Below are 22,514 nucleotides of genomic sequence, written 5' to 3'. Positions count from 1 at the left end.
CGCGCCGCGCGACAAGAGAGAATGGTGGCTTATACATAAAAGATGTTTATGTATCTGCGCTACCTGCAATACCTCCATGCGATCGTCGAGCAAGGCTCGTTTGCCCTGGCGGCTAAAGCCTGCGGCGTGTCGCAGCCTGCAATCAGCCATGGCATGAAAGCACTGCAAGCCCACTTTGCGCAGCCCTTGCTGGTGCGAGAGGGGCGCCGCCATGTGCCCACCGACCTGGCCCGGGCCGTAGCCGCGCAGGCCCTGCCCTTGGCACAAGGGGTGGAGGCGCTGCCCCGCGCTTCGGTGACTGCGGCAGACCAGCATCGGCTGCGGGTGGGGCTCACGTCTTCAGCGGCGCTGGTCTGTGGGCCGCTGCTGTATGCCAGCTGGTGCCTGCCCAACGCCCGGCGCTCGCTGGAGATGGCGACGGCCGATGAAGGCAGTCTGCTGGAAGGCCTGCTACAGCGGCGCTTTGATGCGGTCATTGCCCCCAAGCCGCGCAAGTTTGCGCATCCCGATGTGACGGAGCGCCCCCTGTACGAGTTGCATCCCCAGGTCTATGCGCGCAAGGGCCACCCATGGGTCCGGGCCCAGTCGCTGGTGCAACTGCAGGGCGCTGCGTGGGCCTGTGTGGGGCCCAGCGTCAGCGGGCCGGTGGATGTGTTGACGGAAGCGCACCGTGTGCGCCGCATGCCCGCGCCCAAGATGTCCGTGCGCTGCCCCGACTTTGCCAGCCTGTTGCACCTGGTGGCGCAGTCCGATCTGCTGGCTGTTGTGCCGCACCCTGCGTTGCTGGGCGGTGCGTCCACGCTGGTGGCGCCCCTGCGGCTGGCGGAATCTCTGCCGCTGTATGGCATGTGGCTGTTCGAACCCCGGGGCCACAGGTCACGGCTGGGCCCCGAGGTGTTTGCGCCTGCGGGCTGAGTCTGGCGCGCAGGCGCTGACCGAAACATTGCAAGGGGGATCAGTGTTTGAAATTGGTGTTGCAAGACTCCATAATCGCTTTCCTCATCCCTTCACCGAGCCTTCGCACCATGCACCATCCGCAGCGCCGCCCACACTCAGCCCCTTCGTTTGTCCGCCCCCTGATGGCCTCGCTGGCGCTGGCGTTTGCCGCCGCCGTGGCCCACGCTGCGCCGGTGGCTGAGGTCCATGCGCTGGCCCAGAAGGAGCAGCAGCCGCTGCTCGACACCCTGCGTGACCTGGTGCATATCGAGTCGGGCAGCAAGGACATCGAAGGCCTGAACCAGATCGCCGAGCGCATTGCCAGCCAGCTCAAGCAACTGGGCGGCACGGTGGACGTGCTGCAGACCAGCGATATCTACCGCCTCGACGATACCCCCGAGAAGGTGGGCCCTGCTGTGCAGGCCGTGTTCAAGGGCACGGGCAGCAAGAAGATCATGCTCATCGCGCACATGGACACGGTGTACCTGAAAGGCATGCTCAAGGGCCAGCCTTTCCGCATCGATGGTGACAAGGCCTATGGCCTGGGCATCTCGGACGACAAGCAGGGCATCGCGCTCATCATCCACACCGTGGCCTTGCTGCAAAAGCTCAACTTCAAGGACTACGGCACGCTCACCGTGCTGATCAACGGTGACGAAGAAATCAGCTCGCCCGGCTGGCGCAGCACCATCACCCGTGTGGCGTCTGAGCAGGACGTGGTGTTGTCGTTCGAAGGCGGCGGCACCGACGGCACGCTGCGCCTGGCCACCAGCGGCATTGGGGCGGCCTACCTCACGGTGCAGGGCAAGGCATCGCACGCCGGGGCCAAGCCCGAGGATGGCGTGAACGCGCTGTATGAGCTGTCGCACCAGCTGCTGCAAATGAAGGACTTGTCCAAGTCCGACGAGGGCCTCAAGCTGAACTGGACGGTGTCCAAGGCAGGTACCAACCGCAACGTGATTCCGGCCGAAGCCACGGCCCAGGCCGATGCGCGCGCGCTGCGTGTGGCGGACTTCGACGGGCTGGAGAAAGGCCTGCAAGAGAAGGTCAAGAGCAAGCTGCTGCCCGCATCCAAGGTGGATGTGAAGTTTGAAGTGCGCCGCCCGCCGCTGGAGGCCAGCGACGCATCCCGCCGCGTGGCGGGTTACGGCAAGGTCATCTACCAGGAGCTGGGCATGTCGCTCAATGTGGTGGAGAAAGCCACGGGCGGCGGCACCGACGCAGCGTTTGCGGCGCTCAAGACCAAGGGCGCGGTGGTGGAGGGCATGGGCCTGTCGGGCTACGGCGCGCACTCCAACGATGCGGAGTACGTGCAGATCAACACCATCGTGCCGCGCCTGTACCTCGCCACGCGCATGATCATGGACATCTCGCGCGACCGCGTGAAATGACACGCTGAGCCGCTCCACACCCTCCCTGTGAGGGCAGCTGCGTTACACAGCGCGCCGTGGCGGGCTCAAGCGCCCGGCGTGCCTGGCACCGGCGTGCGCACGGTGCCCGTCGCAAAGAAGGATGCCAGGTTCTCCAGCACCAGGTCTGCCATGGCGCGGCGGGTTTCGTGGGTGGCGCTGGCGGTGTGCGGGGTCAGCACCACGCTGTCCAGCGCCATCAGCGCGGCGGGCACGCTGGGTTCGTTCTCAAACACGTCCAGCCCGGCGCCGGCAATGCGGCGCTCGGTCAGCGCATCGATCAGTGCCGCCTCGTCCACCACACTGCCACGCGCCACATTGATGAGAAATCCGTTGGGGCCCAAGGCCTCCAGCACATCGCGGTTGACGAGGTGGCGCGTTGCAGCGCCGCCTGCAACGGTGAGCACGAGGTAGTCGGCCCACTGCGCCAGCGCGGTCACCGACTCGAAGTAGGGCAGTGTGCATTCCTGCGCCGGGCGGCGGTTGTGGTACCCCACCTCCATGCGAAAGCCGCTCGCACGCTCGGCCACGGCCTGCCCGATGCGGCCCATGCCCACGATGCCCAGCCGCTTGCCGGACACGCGGGTGCCCAGTGCGTATCTGGCCTTCGGCCATTCACCACGGCGCACAAAACGGTCGCTGGCGGCCACGTGGCGTGACACATCCAGCATCAGCGCGAACGCCATGTCGGCCACACAGTCGTTGAGCACGCCGGGTGTGTAGCCCACCTGCACACCCCGGGCCTTGGCTGCATCGATGTCCAGCGCATCAAAACCCACGCCAAAACTGCTGATCACCCGAAGGTTGGGCAATGCCGCAATGACTTCGCCCTTGAGGCCGATGGCTGCGGTGGTCACCACCCCCGTGAACTCCGCACCGTGCGACGCCAGCAAAGCCGCCGGATCGGTCTGGTCGGCCAGGCAGGCGACGCTGTAACGGGCAGCCAGTTCGGCTTCCAGTGCGGGAAGGGGCAGGCGGCCGATTTGCAGGATGCGAGGGGGAGTCGTGGTCATGGTTTCGTGGGGCAACAGTGCCAAAAAATGCAAGGGGCGGCATAAGGCGGCACACAGCCGCCCCGATGTGTCTACATCATGCCGCGACGCGCACGGCCTGGCGCGCCAGCAGCTTCCACTGGCCCCCTTGCTGTTGTTGCCACACGCCCAGGATCTTGATCTGCACCTTGCCGGGCTTGCCCGAATCGTTGGTGTCGGCTGTGAGGGTGTGACGCACGATGGCGGTGTTGCCCACCACCTTGATGGTCTGGTCGGTGATGGCGATGGTCACGAAGTCGGACTTGCCAGCGATCAGGTCGCCGATGAAGCTGTCCTTGGTGTCCACGCGGCCGCCCGAATGGCCGTAGCTCAGGTCGTCGGCGACGAGGGCGGTCAGTGCAGCGGGCGTGGGGTCAATCATGGCCACGCGCAGCTTTTCTGCGGCGGCAGCCACTGCCTGTTCGGGCGATGCCGAGGAGGCTGTGGCTGCCGCACCCGTGGCGCAACCTGCGAGCGCGGCAATGGTCACGGCGGCGGCCGCGGCGAGAACGATTTGCTTGAACATTTTGTCTGTCTCCGTTGTTGTGTTGGGGTTTTGGGAATGGGCGTGCCACGACTGCCTCCGGACCTGTGCACGGCCGGGCCCGGGGTGTAGGGGGGGTCTGCAATGGGAGCAAAAAACGAGGGCCTGGTGAACCAGGCCCTGCGCCAGGCCGCGCTTACTGCGGCCCGAGCTTGTCAATCAGCGCCTTGAGCTCTTCCATCTCATGGGGCTTGAGGTCCGTCAGCGGTGCCCGCACCGGCCCGCCGTCATGGCCCACGATGCGCGCCCCCGCCTTGATGATCGATACGCCATAGCCCTCCACGCGGTTGCGGATGGCCAGGTACGGCATGAAGAACGACTTGAGCAGCCGGTGCTGCGTGGCCGTGTCATCGCTGGCCACCGCCTTGTAGAACTCCATCGCCGTCTTGGGGATGAAGTTGAACACCGCCGACGAATACACCGGCGTGCCCAGCGCCTTGTAGGCAGCGGCATACACCTCCGCCGTGGGCAGACCGCCCAGGTACGAGAAGCGGTCACCCATCTTCATGTAGATGGAAGACATGGTCTCGATGTTGCCCACACCGTCCTTGAACCCCACCAGGTTCGGACAACGCTCGGCCAGGATGGCCAGGGACTCGGCCGTGAGCTTGGTGCGGTCGCGGTTGTAAACGATCACACCGAACTTCACGCTCTTGCAGACCTGCTCCACATGGGCGATCAGGCCTTCCTGGCCAGCTTCGGTCAGGTAGTGGGGCAGCAGCAGGATGCCATGGGCGCCCAGGCGCTCGGCCTCCTGGGCATGGGCAATGGCCGTGCGGGTGGGGCCACCGGCCCCGGCAATGATCGGCACCTTGCCCCGGCAGGTATCCACGGCCGTCTTGATGACCTCGCTGTACTCGGAGCCCGAGAGCGAGAAGTACTCACCCGTGCCACCGGCGGCAAACAGGGCGCTGGCGCCGTAGGGGGCGAGCCACTCCAGGCGCTCGATGTAGGTCTTGGGGCGGAAGTTGCCCTGCTCGTCGAAGTCGGTGATGGGGAACGAGAGCAGGCCGGAGCCCATGATGGTTTTGAGTTCTTGCGGGGTCATGGTCATTGCAGCGGGAGAGGATGGTGAATGAAACGGGTGTCTGTGGCGCTCAGTCGAGCTTGATGTTGGCGGCCTTCACCACGCTGGCCCAGCGCGCGCGTTCCTTGGCGAAGAACTGGTCCTGTTCGGTGGAGGTCATGGTCACCACTTCGGCGCCCTGGCCGGCCAGGCGCGAGCGGATCTCGGGTGCGCGGATGGCGGTGATGAGCGCCTTGTTGAGCTTTTGCACGACCGCATCGGGTGTGCCCCGTGGCAGCAGCACGCCTTGCCAGGTGCCCGACTCGTAGCCGGCCACACCTTGCTCGGCAATCGTGGGCACGTCACCGATCAGCGGCATGCGGGTGGACTTGGAAACGCCCAGCACCTTGAGCTTGCCGTTTTGTACCTGGGGCAGGGTGGCCAGCATGCCGTTCATCAGCACCTGGGTCTGGCCCGCCACGGTGTCCTGAATCGCGGTGACGCCGCCCTTGTAGGGGATGTACTGCCAGCGTGCGCCGCTGGCGCGCTCCAGCGCCACGCCCGCCAGATGGGGCGCGCTGCCGGTGGCTGTCACGGCAAAGTTCAGCTCGTTCTTCTTGGAGTAGGCGATCAGCTCCTTGAGGTTGTTGACCGGCACCGAGGGGTGCACCACCAGCAGGTGGGGCGAGTAGGCCAGCATGGTCACACCGCGCAGGTCTTTGGAGGGGTCGAAAGACAGCTTGGTGTAGACCGAGGGGCTGATCGCCAGCGCGCCCACATCACACAGCAGCATGGTGTAGCCATCGGGCTCGGCTTTGGCCACAAAGTCGGCACCCAGGTTGCCATTGGCGCCGGGCTTGTTCTCGACGATCACGCTCTGCTTGAGCGATTCGGACAGCGCCTGGCTGATCGAGCGCGCAATGATGTCCGAGCTGCCGCCTGGTGGGTAGGGCACCACGATGCGCAGTGTCTTGGCAGGCCATTCAGCGGTCTGGGCCGTGGCAGAAGCTGCCGCCAGAGCGGCAGTGCAGGCCAGAAGAATTGCGCGACGTTGCAGGCTCATGGAATGTCTCCGTGTGTTTGTGTTGTTAGTCATCGTACAACTAGATCGAAAAATATGCAATCCATACCGGTGTCATTCAGTGCATGTTTATGGGGATTTCAGGGTTTGTACTGAGATTTCTGACCCAAAAAAATCCAGAGATTGTTGACTGGCGGGTGTTTCGAGGTTGTGCGTGACCTCGGGTAATCCCTTTCTCTGTCAGCGCTGAAGATAGGTCAGAATGCATTCCATGTTGTATGACGACATATCACAATCACACGATGCTGCAGCAATGAATCGCCCTGCGAATGGCGTCTCCGGGCGCAGCAGAACCACCACAACCTCACTGGCGGGCGCGCTGCAGAGTCGCAGTCCAGCCGAAGGCACTACCAGGGGACCGAGCATGACCATCCCATTTCGTATCCATCACCGCGTCGCGCCCGTGATGCTGGCCGTCGCAACCGCGCTGGGCGTACAGGCTGTGCAGGCAGCCACCTGGGTGTACGTGGCCAATGCAGACAGCCAGGATGTGTCGGTGCTGGAGCTGGACCGCGCCGCCGGGACGCTCAAGACCGTGGACACCACGGCACTGGGCGGCGCTGCCATGCCCATGGCCGTCAGCCCGGACAAGCGCGTGCTCTATGTGGCATTGCGCTCACAGCCGTTTCGGTTGGTCAGCCTGGCCATTGACCCGGTGAGTGGCAAGCTGCGCAAGTTGGGCGAGGCGCCGTTGGCCGACAGCATGGCCAATATCGACACCGACGCCACCGGGCGCTGGCTGTTCGCAGCCTCCTACCCCGGACACAAGATCACGGTCAATAGCATTGGCAAGGACGGTGTCGTGGGAGCGGTGCAGCAACTCATCCCCACCGCGCCCAACGCGCACGCCATCCACGCGGACGCAGCCAACCGCTATGTCTTTGCTACCAGCCTGGGTGGCGACCACCTCTCGGCCTGGAAGTTTGATGCAGAGACCGGCAAGCTCACCGCCCACGAGCCCGCGTTGACGCCCGTGGCGCCCGAAAAGTCCGGCCCCCGCCACTTTGTCTGGAGCGGCGACCAGCGCCACCTGTATCTGCTGGACGAACTGGATGCGACCGTGCATGTGATGGCCTACGACAAGGAGCGTGGCACGCTGCGCCCGCTGCAACGCACCACGGCATTGCCCGCAGGTTTTGCGGGCAAGCCCTGGGCCGCCGACATTCACCTATCGCCCGATGGCCGCACGCTGTATGCGTCGGAGCGCACGTCCAGCACGCTGAGCGCATTTCGCGTCGATGCCGCCACCGGGCAGCTGCAGCCCCTGGGGCATGTGCCCACCGAAAAGACGCCGCGCGGTTTTGCAGTGGACGCGTCTGGCCGCTTCCTGATCGCTGCGGGACAGGAGTCGCACCACGTCGCACTGCACCCCATTGACCCCGCGACAGGCCTTCCCGGTGCGCCCACCCGCGTTCCGGTGGGCAAGAACCCCAACTGGATCGAGATCGTCGATATGCCCTGAGCGATTAAGGGCGTGCGTTCACAGGCTGCACCGACAACACGGCCTTTGCAGGCGCCCTCGCTCGTTGCCCCCCTTTTTTCATTGCCCCTAGGAGACAAATACATGCAACGCAGAACCCTGGTCCAATCCGCAGCGCTGGCAGCTGCAGGCGCGCTGATGGCGCTGCCCGCCATGGCCCAGACCACCTGGCCCACCGGCAAAGCCATCAGCTACGTGGTGCCCTTTGCCGCCGGTGGCACCACCGACACCCTGGCCCGTCTGATCGGCCAGCAACTCGGCACAGCCCTGGGCACGACGGTGGTGGTGGAGAACAAGGGCGGTGCGGCAGGCAGCATCGGCTCAGAGGCCGCCGCGCGCTCGGCCCCGGATGGCTTCACGCTGCTGGGTGGCACGGTCAGCTCGCATGCCATCAACATCAGCCTGTACCCCAAGCTGGGCTACGACCCCATCAAGTCGTTCAGCCCCGTCACGCTGATCGGCACCAACCCGGTGGTGCTGGTGGTGTCGGCCAACAGCCCTTATAAAACCCTGAAGGACGTGCTGACGGCCGCCAAGGGCAAGCAGGGCGGCCTGTCGTCTGCGTCCGCCGGCACGGGCAGCTCGCAGCATCTGGCGGTGGAACTGCTGGCCTACAAGTCGGGCGTGAAGTTCACGCACATCCCCTACAAGGGCAGCGGCCCCGCCATCCAGGACGTGATCAGCGGCCAGGTGGACATGATGTTTGACACCACCGTGGTGGCCGCACCGCACATCCAGAGCGGCAAGCTGCGCGCCATTGCCGTCACGTCGCCCAAGCGCCTGGCCTCCATGCCCGACGTGCCCACGGTGGCAGAGTCCGGCGTGGCCGAACTCAAGGACTTTGAGGTGCAGTCCTGGCAGGCCATCTTTGTGCCGGCGGGCACGCCCACCCCGGTGGTGAGCCGCCTGCACGACGAGATCCGCAAGATCCTCGCCCAGCCCGACATGCAGACCCGCCTTAAAGGTTTTGGCATGGAGCCTGCCGACATGAGCGTGGCCCAGATCGCCACGTTCCAGAAGGCTGAAGTGGACAAATGGGCGCAGGTCATCAAAGCGGCCAATATCAAGGTGGACTGATCGCCCGGCCGATCCTGTTTTCTTCCTGTAGAGACTTGGCGGAACTGCCTTTGGGCCGTTCCGCCTTTTTTATTGCGGGTTGGGTGCTGGCGCGCTCGCGGGGGCGTCCGTCGATGGCGAGCGATGTGCGAGCACGAGATCGGGATGCTGTCCGGTGAGCAACAGAAACATCGCAAACACGGGTCCCTGCATGTTGCGCTCGTCGGTCATGCTCTCCAGCGCCTGCCAGGTGCGCGACTGCACGCCGCCCCGGCTGCCGGTCTGCAGTGGGTAGCCCATGAGTTCGGCAGCTTGCGCCTGGCTGAGCGCGGCTGCAACGCGCGCGGCCTTGAGTTGCTCGCCGGTGGGCACAGGCATCGCAAGGGCCATGGCGGAAACGGGTGGTGTGGGCATGATTTGCTATAAAAAGAAGAGCTAATTGGGCATGAAGTACCGGCGCTACAGCCCATTTTTACCCAAAAAGCGGGAGCGTTATCCGGGTGTGGTGCTGGCACATCACTGGACAAAACAGAGAGGTGCCGCGATGCAGGCTGGCGGAGGGCGCTTCTAGAATTTGCTCGCACTTGACGAGCGTCAACACAAACAACAAGCCGCATTCCGAGCGGCATCCGAGGAGGGAGCCGTGAGTTACACCATCCAGATCTGGGAGAAGCCCGCTGATTGGCCCTGGCCAGCCACCAAGGCCGAGGCGGACGCGCAGTACGAGCGCGTGGAGGCCGGCCCCCAGGTGCCGATGAACCCCCAATTCACTGCCTGGGCCCGGGCCGTCGAACAGCGCTTTGCCGGGTTCTGGGACATTTACCTCGGTGGTCCTGACATCACCGACCCGACCTTTGGCGTCGGCATCAACACCCGCTTTCCGGATTGGGGTCCGCCGTTTGACGATGGCTGGGAGCAAGCGGCCCGCCTGGGCCTGAATCTGTATGACCCACAAAGTGGCGTGCACTACCTGGCCAATGGCGACGCCCCTGAGGAGCCCGACTTGCAGGTGCGCCATGCGGTACGTGCGCGCCAGGCGGGCGATGACGCCAAAGCCTGGGCCGAGTACCGGCGCTGGGCCGCGCGGGGCAACCCCCATGCGCTGTATGCGCTGGGTCGGGCCCTGCGTTTTGGCACCATGGGCCAGCGCAGGCACTTTGACCTGGCGGCTGCACTGCAGCTCATGGGCGCGCACGATGCGGAGACCCGCAAGGACGCCCAAGCCTTCTACGAGCGCTTTCCAGACAAGGCGAAGGCCCGCGTTCAGGCTCTGATGGCACGGCTGAAGGCCGCCCCGGGCGAGACACTGCTGCAGGTCGTGGACGAAGAGCGCAAGGCAGTCGATGACGCTGTGGCCCGCAGCGAGCAACTGGCCTTGTACTCGCGCAAGCGCATTGAAGCGGCAGACGCCCTGGAGCCCGCAGCGGCCCAGGGCCACGAGGTGGCAGCCTTTCTGCAGGCGCTGGAGACCGTGATCGGCTGGGAGCAGCCCAACTACGAGAACGCGCGCTCCTGGTGCCAGCGCGCGGCAGACTGGGACCATGAACCCGCCAAACGCCTGTTGGCCGTGATGTTCGAGCGCGGCTGGGGCGGGCCGGCGGACGCGCAGCAGGCCGCCAAGTGGAACGCCGCCGCGCAAACGCAGCGGCAGCGGGCGCAGCAAAAGCAGCAGGCCCAGCAAGCGTCAGAGTCGCCCGGCGGCCTCAGCCTGGCGCCCATGGCCGCGGATTCGTCCGCACCAGGTGCTGCAGCCCCCCTGGTGTGGACTGGCAACCCTCTGCGCGACCTGCCGGGCTGGTACGCCCGCGAGGGCGATCCGCACGCCGCGTTTCACCTGGGCACCAGCGACGAGCATGGCCGCTATGGCGGCCCCGTGAACCTGGCCCAGGCCCGCGCCTGGTATGCCCAGGCGGCCGAGGCAGGCCACGCCGACGCCACCTACAACCTGGGCACCTTCATCGAAAGCGGCAAGGGCGGCCCCAAGGACGCGCTGGTGGCCAAGGCGCTGTTCATGCTGGCCAACACACGGGGCACCACCGTGCAGGTGGCCGACCTGCGCATCAAACCGCAGGAGCAAGGGCCCGTGCGGGCGCTGGTGATGGCGCTGCGCGAGCCGGGGCGGCTGCGCGCCGTGCTGCAAGAGCGTGGACTTGCCCCGAGTCTTCAGGCTCCTGGTGGGGCCGCCGCGCGGGTGGTGGGCGCAGCGGCAGCGGCGGGTCTGTCCGCAGGCGAGTGGGGGCGGGGCGATGGCGCCCCGCCCTCGCCAGGTACAGCCAGGCCGCCAGAGCCACAGACTCCGCGTTCGCAGGCGCCCAGCCCATTGCGCAGCCGCACAGGCCCGACGCATCGCAGCGATGAGGACGACGAGGGCGATGCCTATGAAGGTGCCCGCTACGGGCGCTCCACCTCGGCGTTTGCCTGGCACCTGGGCCATGCGGCGCTGGGCATCGGTGTGGCCAACGGGGCATTGCTCATGGCCTTTTTCAAGCCCGGGGCCAGCTTTCGCGTGGGCATGCTGGTTCTGGGCCTGATCGCCGCGTTGGGCGCGTGGCGCACGGCGCGCGACTTTGACTGGTCGCCCCTGGCGCGTGCCGTGGTGGCGGTGCTGGCCGCCTTCCCCTTGCTGGGCATGGGCGTGTGCCTGGGTCTGCTCTTCAAGGCCTTGCGTGAACGTGGGTAGGGGTGGGTCGCCCACCGCAAACCCACGAGGCCGTCAGGCGGTTAGAGGGTGCTCCAACGCCTGCGCAAAGTATGACTCGGGCTGGATGTTGGTGTAGTTGGGAATGTCGGCCGACAGTTCGGCCATCGTCGCTTTGGCGGCCGTCTGGGCCTGCTTCAGGTCGCTGAAGAACGCGTTGGTCAGCGCCACCACCTGGCCCGGACGCGGCTCGCCGGGGTAGAGAACACGGTCGCTCTCCAGCCGCACCAGGCCCAGCGGCTGCAATGCTGCGCGGGCGATGCGCATGTGCTCGGAGTGGTAGTAGTCGTGGTTGAAGGTGGCGCCTTCACGCCAGCGGTAAACGGCGGTGACTTTGATCATCGGTGCGATTCCATCCGGTGTTGAAACCCGCCACCGTAGGGGCAACACACCCGCCGCACAGCCGCGTGCGCGACAGCGTGTCGCCCAGGCGGCTCGTGTCCGTCCTCGCCGACTCAGTCTTCTTCCGATTCGCCCAGGAACCCGCCGCTCTGGTGGCCCCACAGCCGGGCATACACGCCGCCCTGGCCCAGCAGCTGGGCGTGTGTGCCTTCTTCCACAATGCGGCCCGCGTCCATCACGATGAGGCGGTCCATGGCGGCAATGGTGGACAGGCGGTGGGCAATGGCGATCACCGTCTTGCCCTGCATCAAGCCGTCCAGGCTTTGCTGGATGGCCGCTTCCACCTCGGAGTCGAGCGCGCTGGTGGCTTCGTCCAGCAGCAGGATGGGCGCGTCTTTCAGCATCACGCGTGCAATGGCCACACGCTGGCGCTGGCCACCCGAGAGCTTGACGCCGCGCTCGCCCACATGGGCGTCGTAGCCGGTGCGGCCCTGCAGGTCGGTGAGTGTGGCGATGAAGTCTGCGGCCTCTGCACGCGCGGCCGCCTGGTGCAGGTCGGCCTCGCTGGCATCGGGGCGGCCGTACAGGATGTTGTCGCGCATGGAGCGGTGCAGCAACGAGGTGTCCTGCGTGACCATGCCGATGTGGCGGCGCAGGCTGTCCTGGGTCACGTGGGCAATGTCCTGCCCATCGATGAGAATGCGGCCCGACTGCACATCGTGAAAGCGCAGCAGCAGGTTGACCAGCGTGGACTTGCCCGCGCCCGAGCGGCCAATCAGGCCGATCTTCTCGCCGGGGCGGATGGTGAGGTTGAGGCGGTCGATGACCGGACGGGCATCGGGGCCGCTGCCGTAGGCAAAGCTCATGTCCTCAAAGCGCACCTCGCCCTGGGTCACGACCAGGGGCTTGGCGTCGGGGGCATCGACCACGGCACGCGGTCGGGTCAGCGTGTTGATGCCGTCCTGGATGGTGCCCACGCTTTCAAACAGGGTGGTCATCTCCCACATCACCCAGTGCGCGTGGCCCGATACGCGCAGTGTCATCGCGGTGACGGCCGCCACGGCACCCGCACCCACCTCGCCGGCAGACCACAGCCACAGGGCCGTGCCGCACGCGCCGAGAATCATGGCCACCACCAGCAGCTGGTTGACGATCTCGAACAGGCTCACCAGGCGCATCTGCGCATAGCCGGTCAGCTTGAACGCGTCCATGGCGGCACGCGCGAATTCGGATTCGCGCCGCGTGTGCGAGAACAACTTGACGGTGGCAATGTTGGTGTATGCGTCGGTGATGCGCCCGGTCATCACCGAGCGCGCGTCGGCCTGCGCCTTGCCCACCTGACCCAGGCGCGGCACAAAGTACCAGCAGGCCAGGCCATAGGCCACCATCCACGCTGCAAACGGCAGCAGCAGCCGCGCGTCAAACCCGGCCAGCAGCACAAGGATGGTCACCAGGTAGATGCCCATGCCAATCACCACGTCGGTGGTCGTGAAGATCATGTCGCGCACGGCCAGCGCGGTCTGCATGATTTTGGTGGTGATGCGGCCCGCAAACTCGTCGGCGTAGAACGCCATGCTCTGGCCCAGCATCAGCCGGTGAAAGTTCCAGCGCAGCCGCAGCGGAAAGTTGATGGCCAGCACCTGGTGCTTGATGCTGGTCTGCAAGGCGACCAGCACCACCGATACCAGCAGCAGCGCAGTGATGCCGATCAGCGCCGCTTTGCGTTCGGCCCATAGCGTGCCCGGAGACGCGGACGTGGAGATCCAGTCCACCACCACGCCCAACACGGCAAACAGCAGGGCTTCGTAAATGGCAATGGCTGCGGACAAACCTGCCATGGCGGCCACGTAGCCACGCAGGCCACGGGTGCCGTCCCACACAAAGGCCAAAAAGGCCTTGGGAGGCAAGTGCGGCTCTGCAGCGGGGTAGGGGGGAAGCCGGCTTTCGAAGAAACGGAACAACGTCAAAACTCCTGGGGCCACGCGGTGCGTGCTGCCGCACGGGGCAGCAGCCTGCGGGCCCATCCAATCAATAGACCCTAGACCAGCAGCGTGACCACGACGATCACCACACCCAGCGCCAGGTTCACGCCCACCCAGCTGCGGATGCTGCCCAGGGCCTTGGCGCCGCTGGGCCAGTCCGACGCTGCCACGGCACGCTGCAGGCGCCGGAACAACGCAAAGCGGATATGGCCGAAGATGGCCATCATCACCAGGCCCAGCGTGGCCATGATGGTCCAGTCCAGTGGCATGGAGAACACACCGCCCGTCTGAACTGCCTGCTTGGCCGCGCGGCCGATCATCCACAGGCCGCTGCCCAGCACGAGCACCACGGCGGCAGTGACTGCCGCAAAGAAGCGCTGCAGCACGTCATGCATCAGCCGCACGCGCTGCGGGGGCTCCAGCGACTGCGCGGCAGGCCGCAGAAAAAAATGGGCGAACACCATGCCCCCCAGCCATACGATGATGGACAGGACATGGACAAGCTTCAAGGCGTTGTAGAGCATGGGTGCGTGGCGCTGGGCGCCGAGTGTGGTGAAGTGACCCAGGGATGGGCCAGCGCATCCGGCCGGGGGGTTGCGAATGCCAGGCCGCATTGTGCGGTGATATGCCTGCGGCGGTGGGCCTCGACCCAAGAACCCCTATGTGTCTGCGTGGCCATGTGGCTTGTGCGAGAGTGCCTTGGCCAGGCGCCACATTGGGGGCAGCAGCAGGGCCGTGACCATGGGCACCCACACGGCCAGATAGCACCAGCTGGCCGGCCCGCTGTGGCCCACGCTTTCGATGCCTGTCGTGTGCTCCACCCATGACCACACCGGATAGAGCATCAGCGTGACGGCAAGGGCCACCGGCAAGGCCGCCACCGCCAGACCCAACCGCACCGCGCACTGCAGTACAAGCGGCTTGGTCTCTTTGTATGCCCCCACCGAAGTCGCCTCAGAGCCAGGGACGGACGTGTGCAACACGGACCTCAGGAATGCAGGGGCGCCAGCGCCACACGCACCTGGTTGCCGCCGTTGCGCTTGGACAGGTACATGGCTTCGTCGGCGTGGCCCAGCAGGCGGTGCTCTTCGCCACCATGCTCGGGGTAGATGGCCACGCCAATGCTGGGCTGGATGTACAGACGCTGGCCTTCGAGGTCGAAATCCTGACCAAAGGCCGCGAGTATCTTGTCGGCCACCGCACAGGCGTGCTCGCGGGCCTGGCCGCCTTCAAGCAGCACCACAAATTCATCTCCGCCCAGCCGCGCCACCGTGTCGGACGCGCGCACGCATTCGAGCAGCCGCTGCGCTACCCGCTGCAGCAGCAGATCGCCCATGGCATGGCCCAGGGTGTCGTTCACTTCCTTGAACCGGTCGAGGTCAATGAACAGCAGAGACAGCAGCGTCTGGTCGCGCCGCGCGCGGGCCAGGGCGGTCTTGAGCCGGTCCAGAAACAGCTGGCGGTTGGGCAGGTGCGTGAGCTGGTCGTACTGCGCCATATGTTCAAGGCGCTCATACATCTGCTTGCGTTCAATGGCGGCCGCTACCTGGGTGGAGACGAACTGCAGCAGCTCCTTGTCCTTGTCGGTGTAGCGGCCTTGTTCGGTGTAGCTTTGCAGCACCAGTGCTCCCAGGGGGCCACGCTGCGTCTGCAAGGGCACACCCAGCCAGTACAGCGGCGCCTGCGTGGCATGCGCCGCAGCGCGCCAGTGCGTGGCCTTTGCTACCGATGAGTCCGGCGTGAGCAGCAAGGTGGCGCCGCCCCGGATCACCTCCGCATAGCGCGGGTCCTCGGCCAGCGCCATGGGTTCGGGCGCGGGCAGGTGCTCGTTGACGTGGTACGGAAAGCTCAGCTGGTCATCGTGCGGGTTGTACAGGGCTACCGCAAAATTGGTGGCGGGCAACAGGCCGCCCACGATCTGGTGAATGTGCTGGAACAGGGCCTGCAGGTTGTGTGTGGTGTGCGCGGCTTCGGAGATGGCGTAGATCACCGCCTGCATCGACTCGGTGGCCTTGCGCGCGGTGATATCGTGGGCCACGGCCAGCCGCACCTGCTTGTCGGGCAGCCAGCGGGCCGTCCAGCGGATGTGGGCGATGGAGCCATCCTTGCGCACGTAGCGGTTTTCAAACTGCAGTTGCAGCTCGCCCTGCGTCACGTTGTGGGCCTGTCGTTGCGTGGCGGGCAGGTCGTCGGGGTGCACCATGTCCAGCATGCGCTTGCCGACCACTTCGTCGGGGGTGTACCCAAAAATGCGCTCGAACGCTGAACTGACAAACACAATCGAGCTGTCTCCTCGCACGATGCAGACGGCGTCGAGCAACAGGTCCACCAGGTTCAACGAAGAAATGCTTTGCATGGTGCAGCGCGCACGGTGTGCTGGAAAGACCCATTGTGCCCGGCACCGGAGGCTTGTGCGGCCTTGGAGGCAAAAACGCGACGGGTTCTTGCCCCGGGGGTGACACTAAGGCCTGGCGTACTTCGCTTCCAGCGTATCCCAGTCGGCTTTGCGCACCAGCCGCTGGCGCTCTGCAAACGGCGCGACCAGCGCGGGGTCTTCGTCAATGCGCTGCGCGTCGCGCAGCACGGTCAAGGCCTTTTGCATGCCCGCCACCGCGCCCTGCAGCGCTGCGTTGGCGTACAGCACCAGGCCATAGCCCAGCGTGGCCAGTTCTTCAGCGCCGGTGATGGGCGTCTTGCCGCCGATCACCATGTTCATCAGCTGCGGCGCCGCCAGCCGCTGGGGAAGGGCGCGGATCTCGTCGAGGGTGGTGACGGCTTCCACAAACAGGATGTCGGCACCCGCTTCCTCAAAGCGCCGGGCGCGCTCCACGGCTGCCTCGAAGCCCTGTGTGGCGCAGGCATCCGTGCGGGCCAGAATGAGGGTGCCTGCGTCGCGGCGCGCATCCACGGCGGCTTTGATTTTGCCCAGCATCTCGTCGGTACTGATCACGTCCTTGCCGTTGAAATGCCCGCAGCGCTTGGGGCTGACCTGGTCTTCGAGCTGGATGCAGTCGGCCCCCGCGCGCTCCAGCACACGCACCGCATGGTAGGTGTTGAGGGCGTTGCCAAACCCCGTGTCGGCATCCACGATGAGCGGCAGCTCCACCGCGTCGCGGATGCGGGCGGTGTGATAGGCAATGTCGGTCAGGCCCATGAAGGCCTGGTCGGGCAGGCCGAACCACATGTTGGTCACGCCAGCGCCGGTGACGTAGAGGGCTTCAAAGCCCAGGTCGGCCACCACGCGGGCGGAGAGGGCGTTGAAAGCGCCGGGCACGATGACGCCCCGGCGGGCGTGGGCCAGGGCTTTGAGTTGTTGTCTGGTGTTCATGGTTGGGGGGGTGAGCTGGGTTGCTATATGTTTGATAGCTGTTAGCGCATGATTCACTAGCGCATCAAGCCATTTTTGCTTTAAAAAATGTCGCCCGGCACCCGCACCCAGCCTTCCATCAGGATGCGGGCGCTGCGGCTCATCAGGGCCTTGGTCACCTTCCACTGGCCGTTGATCTGCGTTGCTTCGGCCCCCACGCGCAGGGTGCCCGAGGGGTGGCCAAACCGCACGCTGCTGCGCACGCCACCGCCCGCTGCCAGGTTGACCAGCGTGCCTGGGATGGCTGCCGCCGTGCCAATGGCCACCGCCGCCGTGCCCATCATGGCGTGGTGCAGCTGGCCCATGGAGAGCGCGCGCACCAGCAGGTCGATGTCCTTGGCGTCAATGGCTTTGCCGCTGGAGGCCGTGTAGCTGGCGGGAGGCGCGACGAAGGCGATCTTGGGAGTGTGCTGGCGCGTGGCGGCCTCGCTCACATGCTGGATCAGGCCCATGCGCAGGGCGCCGTATGCACGGATCGTCTCGAAGCGCGCCAGTGCCGCCGCATCGCCGTTGATGGCCCGCTGCAGCTCGGTGCCGGTGTAACCCAGCTCTTGTGCATTGAGAAAGAGGGTGGGGATACCCGAGTTGATCAGCGTGGCGGCAAAGCTGCCGACCCCGGGCACCTCCAAGGTGTCCACCACGTTGCCCGTCGGGAATAACGCCCCCACGCTCCCCACTGCGTGTGGTTCGCTGCCCCCCGAGGGGGCCCTCAGCAGATTGGGGCGGCCCGGCGCTGTCGAGATGGCTTCCCCATCATCGCCATCGTCCGCCGGGGCCATGAACTCCAGCGCCACCTCGGCGGCGGCAAAAGTCACGCCGTCCAGTTCAAAGTCACCCGTTTCTTGCACCTGCCCCTGGGTGATAGGCACATGCGCGACGATGGTCTTGCCGATGTTGGCCTGCCAAATGCGAACCGGAAAGGTGCCGTTCTGTGGAATCCGCGCCGCATCGATCAGCCCCATGTGAATGGCACACGGCCCCACCGCAGCCGACAGGTTGCCGCAGTTGCCGCTCCAGTCCACAAAAGGCTGGTCGATGGATACCTGGCCAAACAGGTAGTCCACGTCGTGGCCCGGCCGCGTGCTGCGCGACAGGATCACCGCCTTGCTGGTGCTCGACGACGCATTGCCCATGCCGTCGATCTGCTTGCCGTACGGATCAGGGCTGCCCAGCACGCGCAGCAGCAACGCGTCCCGCGCCGGGCCGGGTTGCTGGGCGGGGGCGGGCAGGTCGTCAAGGCGAAAGAACACGCCTTTGCTGGTGCCGCCCCGCAGGTAGGTGGCGGGGATGCGGATCTGTGGTGCGGGGAAAATGCTCATGGAGAAATATCAAATTGGATAGCGCGTGGCGATTGCTAGACGGGCGCCAGAGCCTTTTTTGGTTCTGTATTCTTGGCCAAGAAGTCTTGCGCAAAGCGCTGCAGCACGCCGCCCGCCTGGTAGATCGAGACCTCTTCGGCGGTGTCGAGTCGGCATGTCATGGGCACCTTGGTTTCCTCGCCATTCTTGCGGTGGATGACCAGGGTGAGGTCGGCACGGGGTTGCATGTCTCCCTCCACGCCATACACCTCTGTCCCATCCAGCCCCAGCGTGATGCGGTTGACTCCCGCCTCAAACTCCAGCGGCAACACCCCCATGCCAATCAGGTTAGTGCGGTGGATGCGCTCAAACCCCTCCGCCACCACCACCTCCACCCCCGCCAGCCGCACCCCCTTGGCGGCCCAGTCGCGGCTGGACCCCTGGCCGTAGTCGGCGCCAGCAATGATGATGAGCGGCTGGCGGCGGTTCAGATAGGTTTCCATCGCCTCCCACATGCGCATCACCTGGCCCTCGGGCTCCACGCGGGCGAGCGAGCCTTTTTTCACTTTGCCATCCACCACGGCCATTTCGTTGACGAGCTGCGGGTTGGCAAACGTGGCACGCATGGCGGTGAGGTGGTCACCCCGGTGCGTGGCGTAGGAGTTGAAGTCTTCCTCGGGCACGCCCATGCGCGCCAGATATTCACCCGCAGCGCTGTCCCGCAGGATGGCGTTCGAAGGTGACAGGTGGTCGGTCGTGATGTTGTCGGGCAGGATGGCCAGCGGGCGCATGCCTTTCAACGTGCGCGGGTGGGCGGCGAGTGCACCGATGCCCTCGGTGTCCCAGTAGGGCGGGCGGCGGATGTAGGTGGACTGTGTTCGCCAGCCGTACTGCGGCGAAACCCGCTGGCCATCGCCTGGCCGGATTGCGAACATGGGTTCGTATACGGAGCGGTATTGCGCGGGCTTCACGGCAGTTTTCACCACGGCGTCGATTTCCTCGTCGCTGGGCCACAGGTCTTTGAGGCGAATCGCCTGGCCGTCCACCACCGCCAGCACGTCTTTTTCAATGTCAAAACGCACCGTGCCCGCCATCGCATAGGCCACCACGAGCGGGGGCGAGGCCAGAAAGGCCTGCTTGGCATAGGGGTGGATGCGCCCGTCGAAATTGCGGTTGCCCGAGAGCACGGCGGTGGCGTACAGGTCGCGGTCGATGATCTCCTGCTGAATGGCAGGGTCCAGCGCGCCACTCATCCCGTTGCACGTGGTGCAGGCAAAGGCCACGATGCCAAAGCCCAGCTTTTCCAGGTCGGCCAGCAAACCCGCTTCCTTCAAATACAGCTCCACCGCCTTAGAGCCGGGCGCCAGCGAGGTCTTGACCCAGGGCTTGCGCGTGAGGCCCAGCCGGTTGGCGTTGCGCGCCAGCAGCGCTGCGGCGATCACGTTGCGCGGGTTGGAGGTGTTGGTGCAGCTGGTGATGGCGGCAATGACCACGGCGCCATCGGGCATCGTGCCGTCCTGTGGTGCGGGCATGGCCCAGGGGCCCGCGATGCCTTGGGCCGCCAGGTCGGACGTGGCAACGCGCGCATGCGGATTGGAGGGGCCGGCCAGGTTGCGCACCACTCTCGACAGGTCGAACACCAGGTTGCGCGCATAGACAGCGTCCTGGAGGGTGTCGGACCACAATCCCGCTGCCTTGGCATAGGTCTCGACCAGCTTCACTTGTGCCGCCTCGCGGCCCGTCAGCGTCAGATACTCCAGCGTCTGTTCGTCGATGCTGAACAAGGCCGCCGTGGCGCCGTATTCGGGCGCCATGTTCGAGATGGTGGCGCGGTCGCCAATCGTGAGCTTGGCGGCGCCTTCGCCAAAGAACTCCAGATAGGCACCCACCACCTTGGCCTTGCGCAAAAACTCGGTGAGCGCCAGCACCACATCGGTGGCGGTGATGCCGTCCTGGCGATGGCCGGTCAGCTCCACGCCCACGATCTCGGGCAGCCGCATCATCGATGCGCGGCCCAACATCACGTTCTCGGCCTCCAGGCCGCCCACGCCGATGGCGATCACGCCCAGGGCATCCACATGGGGGGTGTGGCTGTCGGTGCCCACGCAGGTGTCGGGGTAGGCCACGCCCCGGTCGGCATGGACCACGGGCGACATCTTTTCCAGATTGATCTGGTGCATGATCCCGTTCCCCGCCGGGATCACATCCACGTTGGCAAAGGCTTTTTTCGTCCACTCGATGAAGTGAAAGCGGTCTTCGTTGCGGCGGTCTTCGATGGCGCGGTTCTTGGCAAACGCGTCGGGGTCGAAACCGCCACACTCCACGGTCAGCGAGTGGTCCACGATGAGCTGCACTGGCACCACGGGGTTCACCTGGGCCGGGTCGCCGCCTGCCGAAGCAATCGCATCGCGCAGGCCGGCCAGGTCCACCAGCGCCGTCTGGCCCAGGATGTCGTGGCACACCACGCGCGCCGGGTACCAGGGGAAGTCGCGGTCGCTGCGCCGCTCGACGAGCTGGCGCAGGCAGTCGTTGATGGTGGCCGGATCGGCACGGCGCACGATGTTTTCGGCATGGACTCGGGCGGTGTAGGGCAGTGTGGCCCAGGCGCCCGGTTGCAGGGCTTCGAGGGCCTCGCGGGCATCAAAGTAGTCGAGCTGCGTGCCGGGCAGCTTCTTGCGATACAGAGTGTTCATGAGCGTGGGGCAGGGGGCTTCGGCCGTTTGGTTTTACTTGCGGTCCTGGATCGGCACAAACGCCAGGTCTTCGGGCCCGGTGTAGTTCGCGCTGGGGCGGATGATCTTGTTGTCGATGCGTTGCTCGATGATGTGCGCCGCCCAGCCGCTGGTGCGCGCAATGACGAACAGCGGCGTGAACATGGCAGTGGGAACGCCCATCATGTGGTAGCTCACGGCGCTGAACCAGTCGAGGTTGGGGAACATCTTTTTGACCTCCCACATCACCGTCTCCAGCCGCTCCGCAATGTCGAACATCTTGGTGCTACCGGCATCTTCTGACAGGCTGCGTGCCACGCCCTTGATGACCACATTGCGCGGGTCGCTCACGGTGTAGACCGGGTGGCCGAAGCCAATGACCACCTCCTTGGCATCCACGCGGCGGCGGATGTCGGCCTCGGCTTCCTCCGGGCTGTCGTAGCGCTTCTGAATCTCGAAAGCCACCTCGTTCGCGCCGCCATGCTTGGGGCCCCGCAGTGCGCCGATGGCGCCGGTGATGGCCGAATACATGTCGCTGCCCGTGCCTGCCACCACGCGGGCGGTGAAGGTGCTGGCGTTGAACTCGTGCTCGGCATACAGGTTGAGCGAAGTGTGCATGGCACGCTCCCACGCCGCGCTGGGTTTGGAGCCGTGCAGCAGGTGCAAGAAGTGCGCGCCAATGGAGTCGTCATCGGTCTCCACATCGATGCGGCGGCCCGAGCTGGCCCAGTGGTGCCAGTACAGCAGCATGGAGCCCAGTGATGCCATCAACCGGTCGGCAATGTCGCGCGCGCCCGGCAGGTTGTGGTCGTCCTTTTCAGGCAGCGCACAGCCCAGGGCCGAGACGCCCGTGCGCATCACGTCCATGGGGTGGCTGGCGGCGGGCAGTTGCTCCAGCGCCTGCTTCACACTCATCGGCAGGCCGCGCAGGGCCTTGAGCTTGGACTTGTAGGCCCTGAGCTCGGCGCGTGTAGGCAGCTTGCCGTGCACCAGCAGGTGGGCGATCTCTTCGAACTCGCAGACCTCGGCAATGTCGAGGATGTCGTAGCCCCGGTAGTGCAGGTCGTTGCCCGTGCGGCCCACGGTGCACAGGGCGGTGTTGCCCGCCGTCACGCCCGAGAGCGCGACGGACTTCTTGGGCTTGAAGCCCGGGGTTTCAACGGTGGTAGTCATGCGGTCTCCTGGTTTACGTATGCGTTGGCGATGGCAGCGGGGCGGCCTTTGCCATCCACCGCCACCATTTCAAAAATTCCCTTCAGCACCTCTTCCGGTGGCGAGCCCAGCGTGGCGGCCAGACCGGTCACGCACACGGTGAGCGAGCTGCGCCCGATGCGGCTGACCCAGGCGCGCAGCGTGAGCACATGGCCCACGGGCACGGGGGCCAGAAAACGCACGTCGGTCACGCCCGCCATCACCACATCGCGCTGTGCGGCGCCGCGCGCTGCCAGAAACGCCGCCTTGGCCATGAGCTGCAGGGCGTTGCCGCCAAACAGCGTGCCGTAGTGGTTGGCCTCTGCGGGGAAGACGATTTCCGTCAGCTCGACGGTGCCGGTGGGGGTTGTCATGATTCGCA

Annotated in this window: 20 protein-coding genes; 5 read left to right on the top strand and 15 right to left on the bottom strand. The window is 65.7% G+C overall.

Annotation, left to right across the window (positions count from 1 at the left end; translation table 11 throughout):
* The first annotated feature begins 48 nt into the window (after positions 1 to 48).
* Both C8C96_RS16375 and C8C96_RS16370 read left to right on the top strand, forming a co-directional pair.
* Complete coding sequence (locus tag C8C96_RS16375) at positions 49 to 915, top strand: LysR family transcriptional regulator (RefSeq protein ID WP_121942984.1); 867 nt, start codon at positions 49 to 51, stop codon at positions 913 to 915.
* A 110-nt stretch (positions 916 to 1,025) separates the two neighbouring features.
* Positions 1,026 to 2,327 (top strand): M20/M25/M40 family metallo-hydrolase, encoded by a 1,302-nt coding sequence (locus tag C8C96_RS16370; protein WP_121942983.1) that lies wholly within the window; start codon positions 1,026 to 1,028, stop codon positions 2,325 to 2,327.
* Between the two features lie 65 nt (positions 2,328 to 2,392).
* On the opposite strand, the gene C8C96_RS16365 is transcribed toward C8C96_RS16370, so the two are convergent.
* From C8C96_RS16365 to C8C96_RS16350, 4 genes are all read right to left on the bottom strand, one after another.
* Positions 2,393 to 3,358 carry a 2-hydroxyacid dehydrogenase gene (locus tag C8C96_RS16365; protein WP_121944054.1) on the bottom strand — a complete coding sequence of 322 codons (966 nt, stop codon included), beginning with the start codon at positions 3,356 to 3,358 and terminating at the stop codon, positions 2,393 to 2,395.
* A gap of 76 nt (positions 3,359 to 3,434) precedes the next feature.
* On the bottom strand, positions 3,435 to 3,902 hold the full coding sequence (locus tag C8C96_RS16360) for a nuclear transport factor 2 family protein (protein ID WP_108497417.1): 468 nt from the start codon (positions 3,900 to 3,902) through the stop codon (positions 3,435 to 3,437).
* 154 nt (positions 3,903 to 4,056) lie between these two features.
* Positions 4,057 to 4,968: a 5-dehydro-4-deoxyglucarate dehydratase gene (gene kdgD / locus C8C96_RS16355; protein WP_121944053.1), complete on the bottom strand. Its 912-nt coding sequence runs from the start codon at positions 4,966 to 4,968 to the stop codon at positions 4,057 to 4,059.
* Between the two features lie 49 nt (positions 4,969 to 5,017).
* Complete coding sequence (locus tag C8C96_RS16350) at positions 5,018 to 5,989, bottom strand: tripartite tricarboxylate transporter substrate binding protein (RefSeq protein ID WP_056062533.1); 972 nt, start codon at positions 5,987 to 5,989, stop codon at positions 5,018 to 5,020.
* Positions 5,990 to 6,371: 382 nt separating this feature from the next.
* Between C8C96_RS16350 and C8C96_RS16345 the strand changes: the two genes are divergently transcribed.
* A complete protein-coding gene (locus C8C96_RS16345) occupies positions 6,372 to 7,469 on the top strand; it encodes a beta-propeller fold lactonase family protein (RefSeq protein WP_121942982.1) in 1,098 nt (365 codons plus the stop codon).
* Between the two features lie 102 nt (positions 7,470 to 7,571).
* Positions 7,572 to 8,564: a tripartite tricarboxylate transporter substrate binding protein gene (locus tag C8C96_RS16340; protein ID WP_056644750.1), complete on the top strand. Its 993-nt coding sequence runs from the start codon at positions 7,572 to 7,574 to the stop codon at positions 8,562 to 8,564.
* A gap of 69 nt (positions 8,565 to 8,633) precedes the next feature.
* Here the strand turns inward: C8C96_RS16340 and C8C96_RS16335 are convergent, their stop codons facing one another.
* Positions 8,634 to 8,933 carry an XRE family transcriptional regulator gene (locus C8C96_RS16335; protein ID WP_233584256.1) on the bottom strand — a complete coding sequence of 100 codons (300 nt, stop codon included), beginning with the start codon at positions 8,931 to 8,933 and terminating at the stop codon, positions 8,634 to 8,636.
* 253 nt (positions 8,934 to 9,186) lie between these two features.
* Here C8C96_RS16335 and C8C96_RS16330 point away from each other — a divergent pair, with 253 nt between their 5' ends.
* Complete coding sequence (locus C8C96_RS16330; RefSeq protein ID WP_121942980.1) at positions 9,187 to 11,223, top strand: tetratricopeptide repeat protein; 2,037 nt, start codon at positions 9,187 to 9,189, stop codon at positions 11,221 to 11,223.
* Between the two features lie 33 nt (positions 11,224 to 11,256).
* Here C8C96_RS16330 and C8C96_RS16325 read toward each other — a convergent pair whose 3' ends face one another.
* The 10 genes from C8C96_RS16325 to C8C96_RS16280 all read right to left on the bottom strand — a co-directional run bounded on the left by C8C96_RS16325 (position 11,257) and on the right by C8C96_RS16280 (position 22,506).
* Positions 11,257 to 11,583, bottom strand: a complete 327-nt coding sequence (locus C8C96_RS16325; RefSeq protein WP_121942979.1) for an EthD family reductase — start codon at positions 11,581 to 11,583, stop codon at positions 11,257 to 11,259.
* Between the two features lie 113 nt (positions 11,584 to 11,696).
* A complete protein-coding gene (locus C8C96_RS16320) occupies positions 11,697 to 13,544 on the bottom strand; it encodes an ABC transporter ATP-binding protein (RefSeq protein WP_056745074.1) in 1,848 nt (615 codons plus the stop codon).
* Between the two features lie 77 nt (positions 13,545 to 13,621).
* Positions 13,622 to 14,089, bottom strand: a complete 468-nt coding sequence (locus C8C96_RS16315; protein WP_121942978.1) for a CopD family protein — start codon at positions 14,087 to 14,089, stop codon at positions 13,622 to 13,624.
* Positions 14,090 to 14,224: 135 nt separating this feature from the next.
* Complete coding sequence (locus tag C8C96_RS16310) at positions 14,225 to 14,548, bottom strand: hypothetical protein (RefSeq protein ID WP_147455687.1); 324 nt, start codon at positions 14,546 to 14,548, stop codon at positions 14,225 to 14,227.
* A 5-nt stretch (positions 14,549 to 14,553) separates the two neighbouring features.
* Positions 14,554 to 15,921, bottom strand: a complete 1,368-nt coding sequence (locus tag C8C96_RS16305) for a bifunctional diguanylate cyclase/phosphodiesterase (RefSeq protein ID WP_121942976.1) — start codon at positions 15,919 to 15,921, stop codon at positions 14,554 to 14,556.
* A gap of 105 nt (positions 15,922 to 16,026) precedes the next feature.
* The gene (locus tag C8C96_RS16300) at positions 16,027 to 16,893 is read right to left on the bottom strand and encodes an oxaloacetate decarboxylase (RefSeq protein ID WP_121942975.1); all 867 of its coding nucleotides are present in this window, start codon (positions 16,891 to 16,893) and stop codon (positions 16,027 to 16,029) included.
* Between the two features lie 80 nt (positions 16,894 to 16,973).
* Positions 16,974 to 18,245 carry a PrpF domain-containing protein gene (locus C8C96_RS16295; RefSeq protein ID WP_370107398.1) on the bottom strand — a complete coding sequence of 424 codons (1,272 nt, stop codon included), beginning with the start codon at positions 18,243 to 18,245 and terminating at the stop codon, positions 16,974 to 16,976.
* 41 nt (positions 18,246 to 18,286) lie between these two features.
* Entirely contained in the window at positions 18,287 to 20,923 is a 2,637-nt protein-coding gene (gene acnD / locus C8C96_RS16290; protein ID WP_121942973.1) for a Fe/S-dependent 2-methylisocitrate dehydratase AcnD, read from the bottom strand.
* A gap of 33 nt (positions 20,924 to 20,956) precedes the next feature.
* The gene (prpC, locus tag C8C96_RS16285; protein ID WP_121942972.1) at positions 20,957 to 22,114 is read right to left on the bottom strand and encodes a 2-methylcitrate synthase; all 1,158 of its coding nucleotides are present in this window, start codon (positions 22,112 to 22,114) and stop codon (positions 20,957 to 20,959) included.
* The gene (locus C8C96_RS16280) at positions 22,111 to 22,506 is read right to left on the bottom strand and encodes an acyl-CoA thioesterase (protein WP_121420239.1); all 396 of its coding nucleotides are present in this window, start codon (positions 22,504 to 22,506) and stop codon (positions 22,111 to 22,113) included. Before C8C96_RS16280 ends, prpC begins: the two co-directional genes overlap by 4 nt.
* Positions 22,507 to 22,514 lie beyond the last annotated feature (8 nt).

This window comes from Acidovorax sp. 100 (assembly GCF_003688355.1).
Classification (GTDB): Bacteria; Pseudomonadota; Gammaproteobacteria; order Burkholderiales; family Burkholderiaceae_C; genus Acidovorax; species Acidovorax delafieldii.
The sequence above is the reverse complement of the archived record's forward strand: the minus strand, read 5'-3'. Positions and strand labels throughout refer to the sequence as shown.

What these genes read in the sequence shown, in the direction of transcription:
- C8C96_RS16370 (WP_121942983.1), top strand. Translation starts at nt 1,026, where the DNA reads ATGCACCATCCGCAGCGCCGCCCACACTCAGCCCCTTCGTTTGTCCGC.
- C8C96_RS16335 (WP_233584256.1), bottom strand. Translation starts at nt 8,933, where the DNA reads ATGGCCCTTGCGATGCCTGTGCCCACCGGCGAGCAACTCAAGGCCGCG.
- kdgD (WP_121944053.1), bottom strand. Translation starts at nt 4,968, where the DNA reads ATGACCCCGCAAGAACTCAAAACCATCATGGGCTCCGGCCTGCTCTCG.
- C8C96_RS16375 (WP_121942984.1), top strand. Translation starts at nt 49, where the DNA reads ATGTATCTGCGCTACCTGCAATACCTCCATGCGATCGTCGAGCAAGGC.
- prpC (WP_121942972.1), bottom strand. Translation starts at nt 22,114, where the DNA reads ATGACTACCACCGTTGAAACCCCGGGCTTCAAGCCCAAGAAGTCCGTC.
- C8C96_RS16365 (WP_121944054.1), bottom strand. Translation starts at nt 3,358, where the DNA reads ATGACCACGACTCCCCCTCGCATCCTGCAAATCGGCCGCCTGCCCCTT.
- C8C96_RS16345 (WP_121942982.1), top strand. Translation starts at nt 6,372, where the DNA reads ATGACCATCCCATTTCGTATCCATCACCGCGTCGCGCCCGTGATGCTG.
- C8C96_RS16350 (WP_056062533.1), bottom strand. Translation starts at nt 5,989, where the DNA reads ATGAGCCTGCAACGTCGCGCAATTCTTCTGGCCTGCACTGCCGCTCTG.
- C8C96_RS16325 (WP_121942979.1), bottom strand. Translation starts at nt 11,583, where the DNA reads ATGATCAAAGTCACCGCCGTTTACCGCTGGCGTGAAGGCGCCACCTTC.
- C8C96_RS16305 (WP_121942976.1), bottom strand. Translation starts at nt 15,921, where the DNA reads ATGCAAAGCATTTCTTCGTTGAACCTGGTGGACCTGTTGCTCGACGCC.
- C8C96_RS16340 (WP_056644750.1), top strand. Translation starts at nt 7,572, where the DNA reads ATGCAACGCAGAACCCTGGTCCAATCCGCAGCGCTGGCAGCTGCAGGC.
- acnD (WP_121942973.1), bottom strand. Translation starts at nt 20,923, where the DNA reads ATGAACACTCTGTATCGCAAGAAGCTGCCCGGCACGCAGCTCGACTAC.
- C8C96_RS16360 (WP_108497417.1), bottom strand. Translation starts at nt 3,902, where the DNA reads ATGTTCAAGCAAATCGTTCTCGCCGCGGCCGCCGCCGTGACCATTGCC.
- C8C96_RS16280 (WP_121420239.1), bottom strand. Translation starts at nt 22,506, where the DNA reads ATGACAACCCCCACCGGCACCGTCGAGCTGACGGAAATCGTCTTCCCC.
- C8C96_RS16300 (WP_121942975.1), bottom strand. Translation starts at nt 16,893, where the DNA reads ATGAACACCAGACAACAACTCAAAGCCCTGGCCCACGCCCGCCGGGGC.
- C8C96_RS16315 (WP_121942978.1), bottom strand. Translation starts at nt 14,089, where the DNA reads ATGCTCTACAACGCCTTGAAGCTTGTCCATGTCCTGTCCATCATCGTA.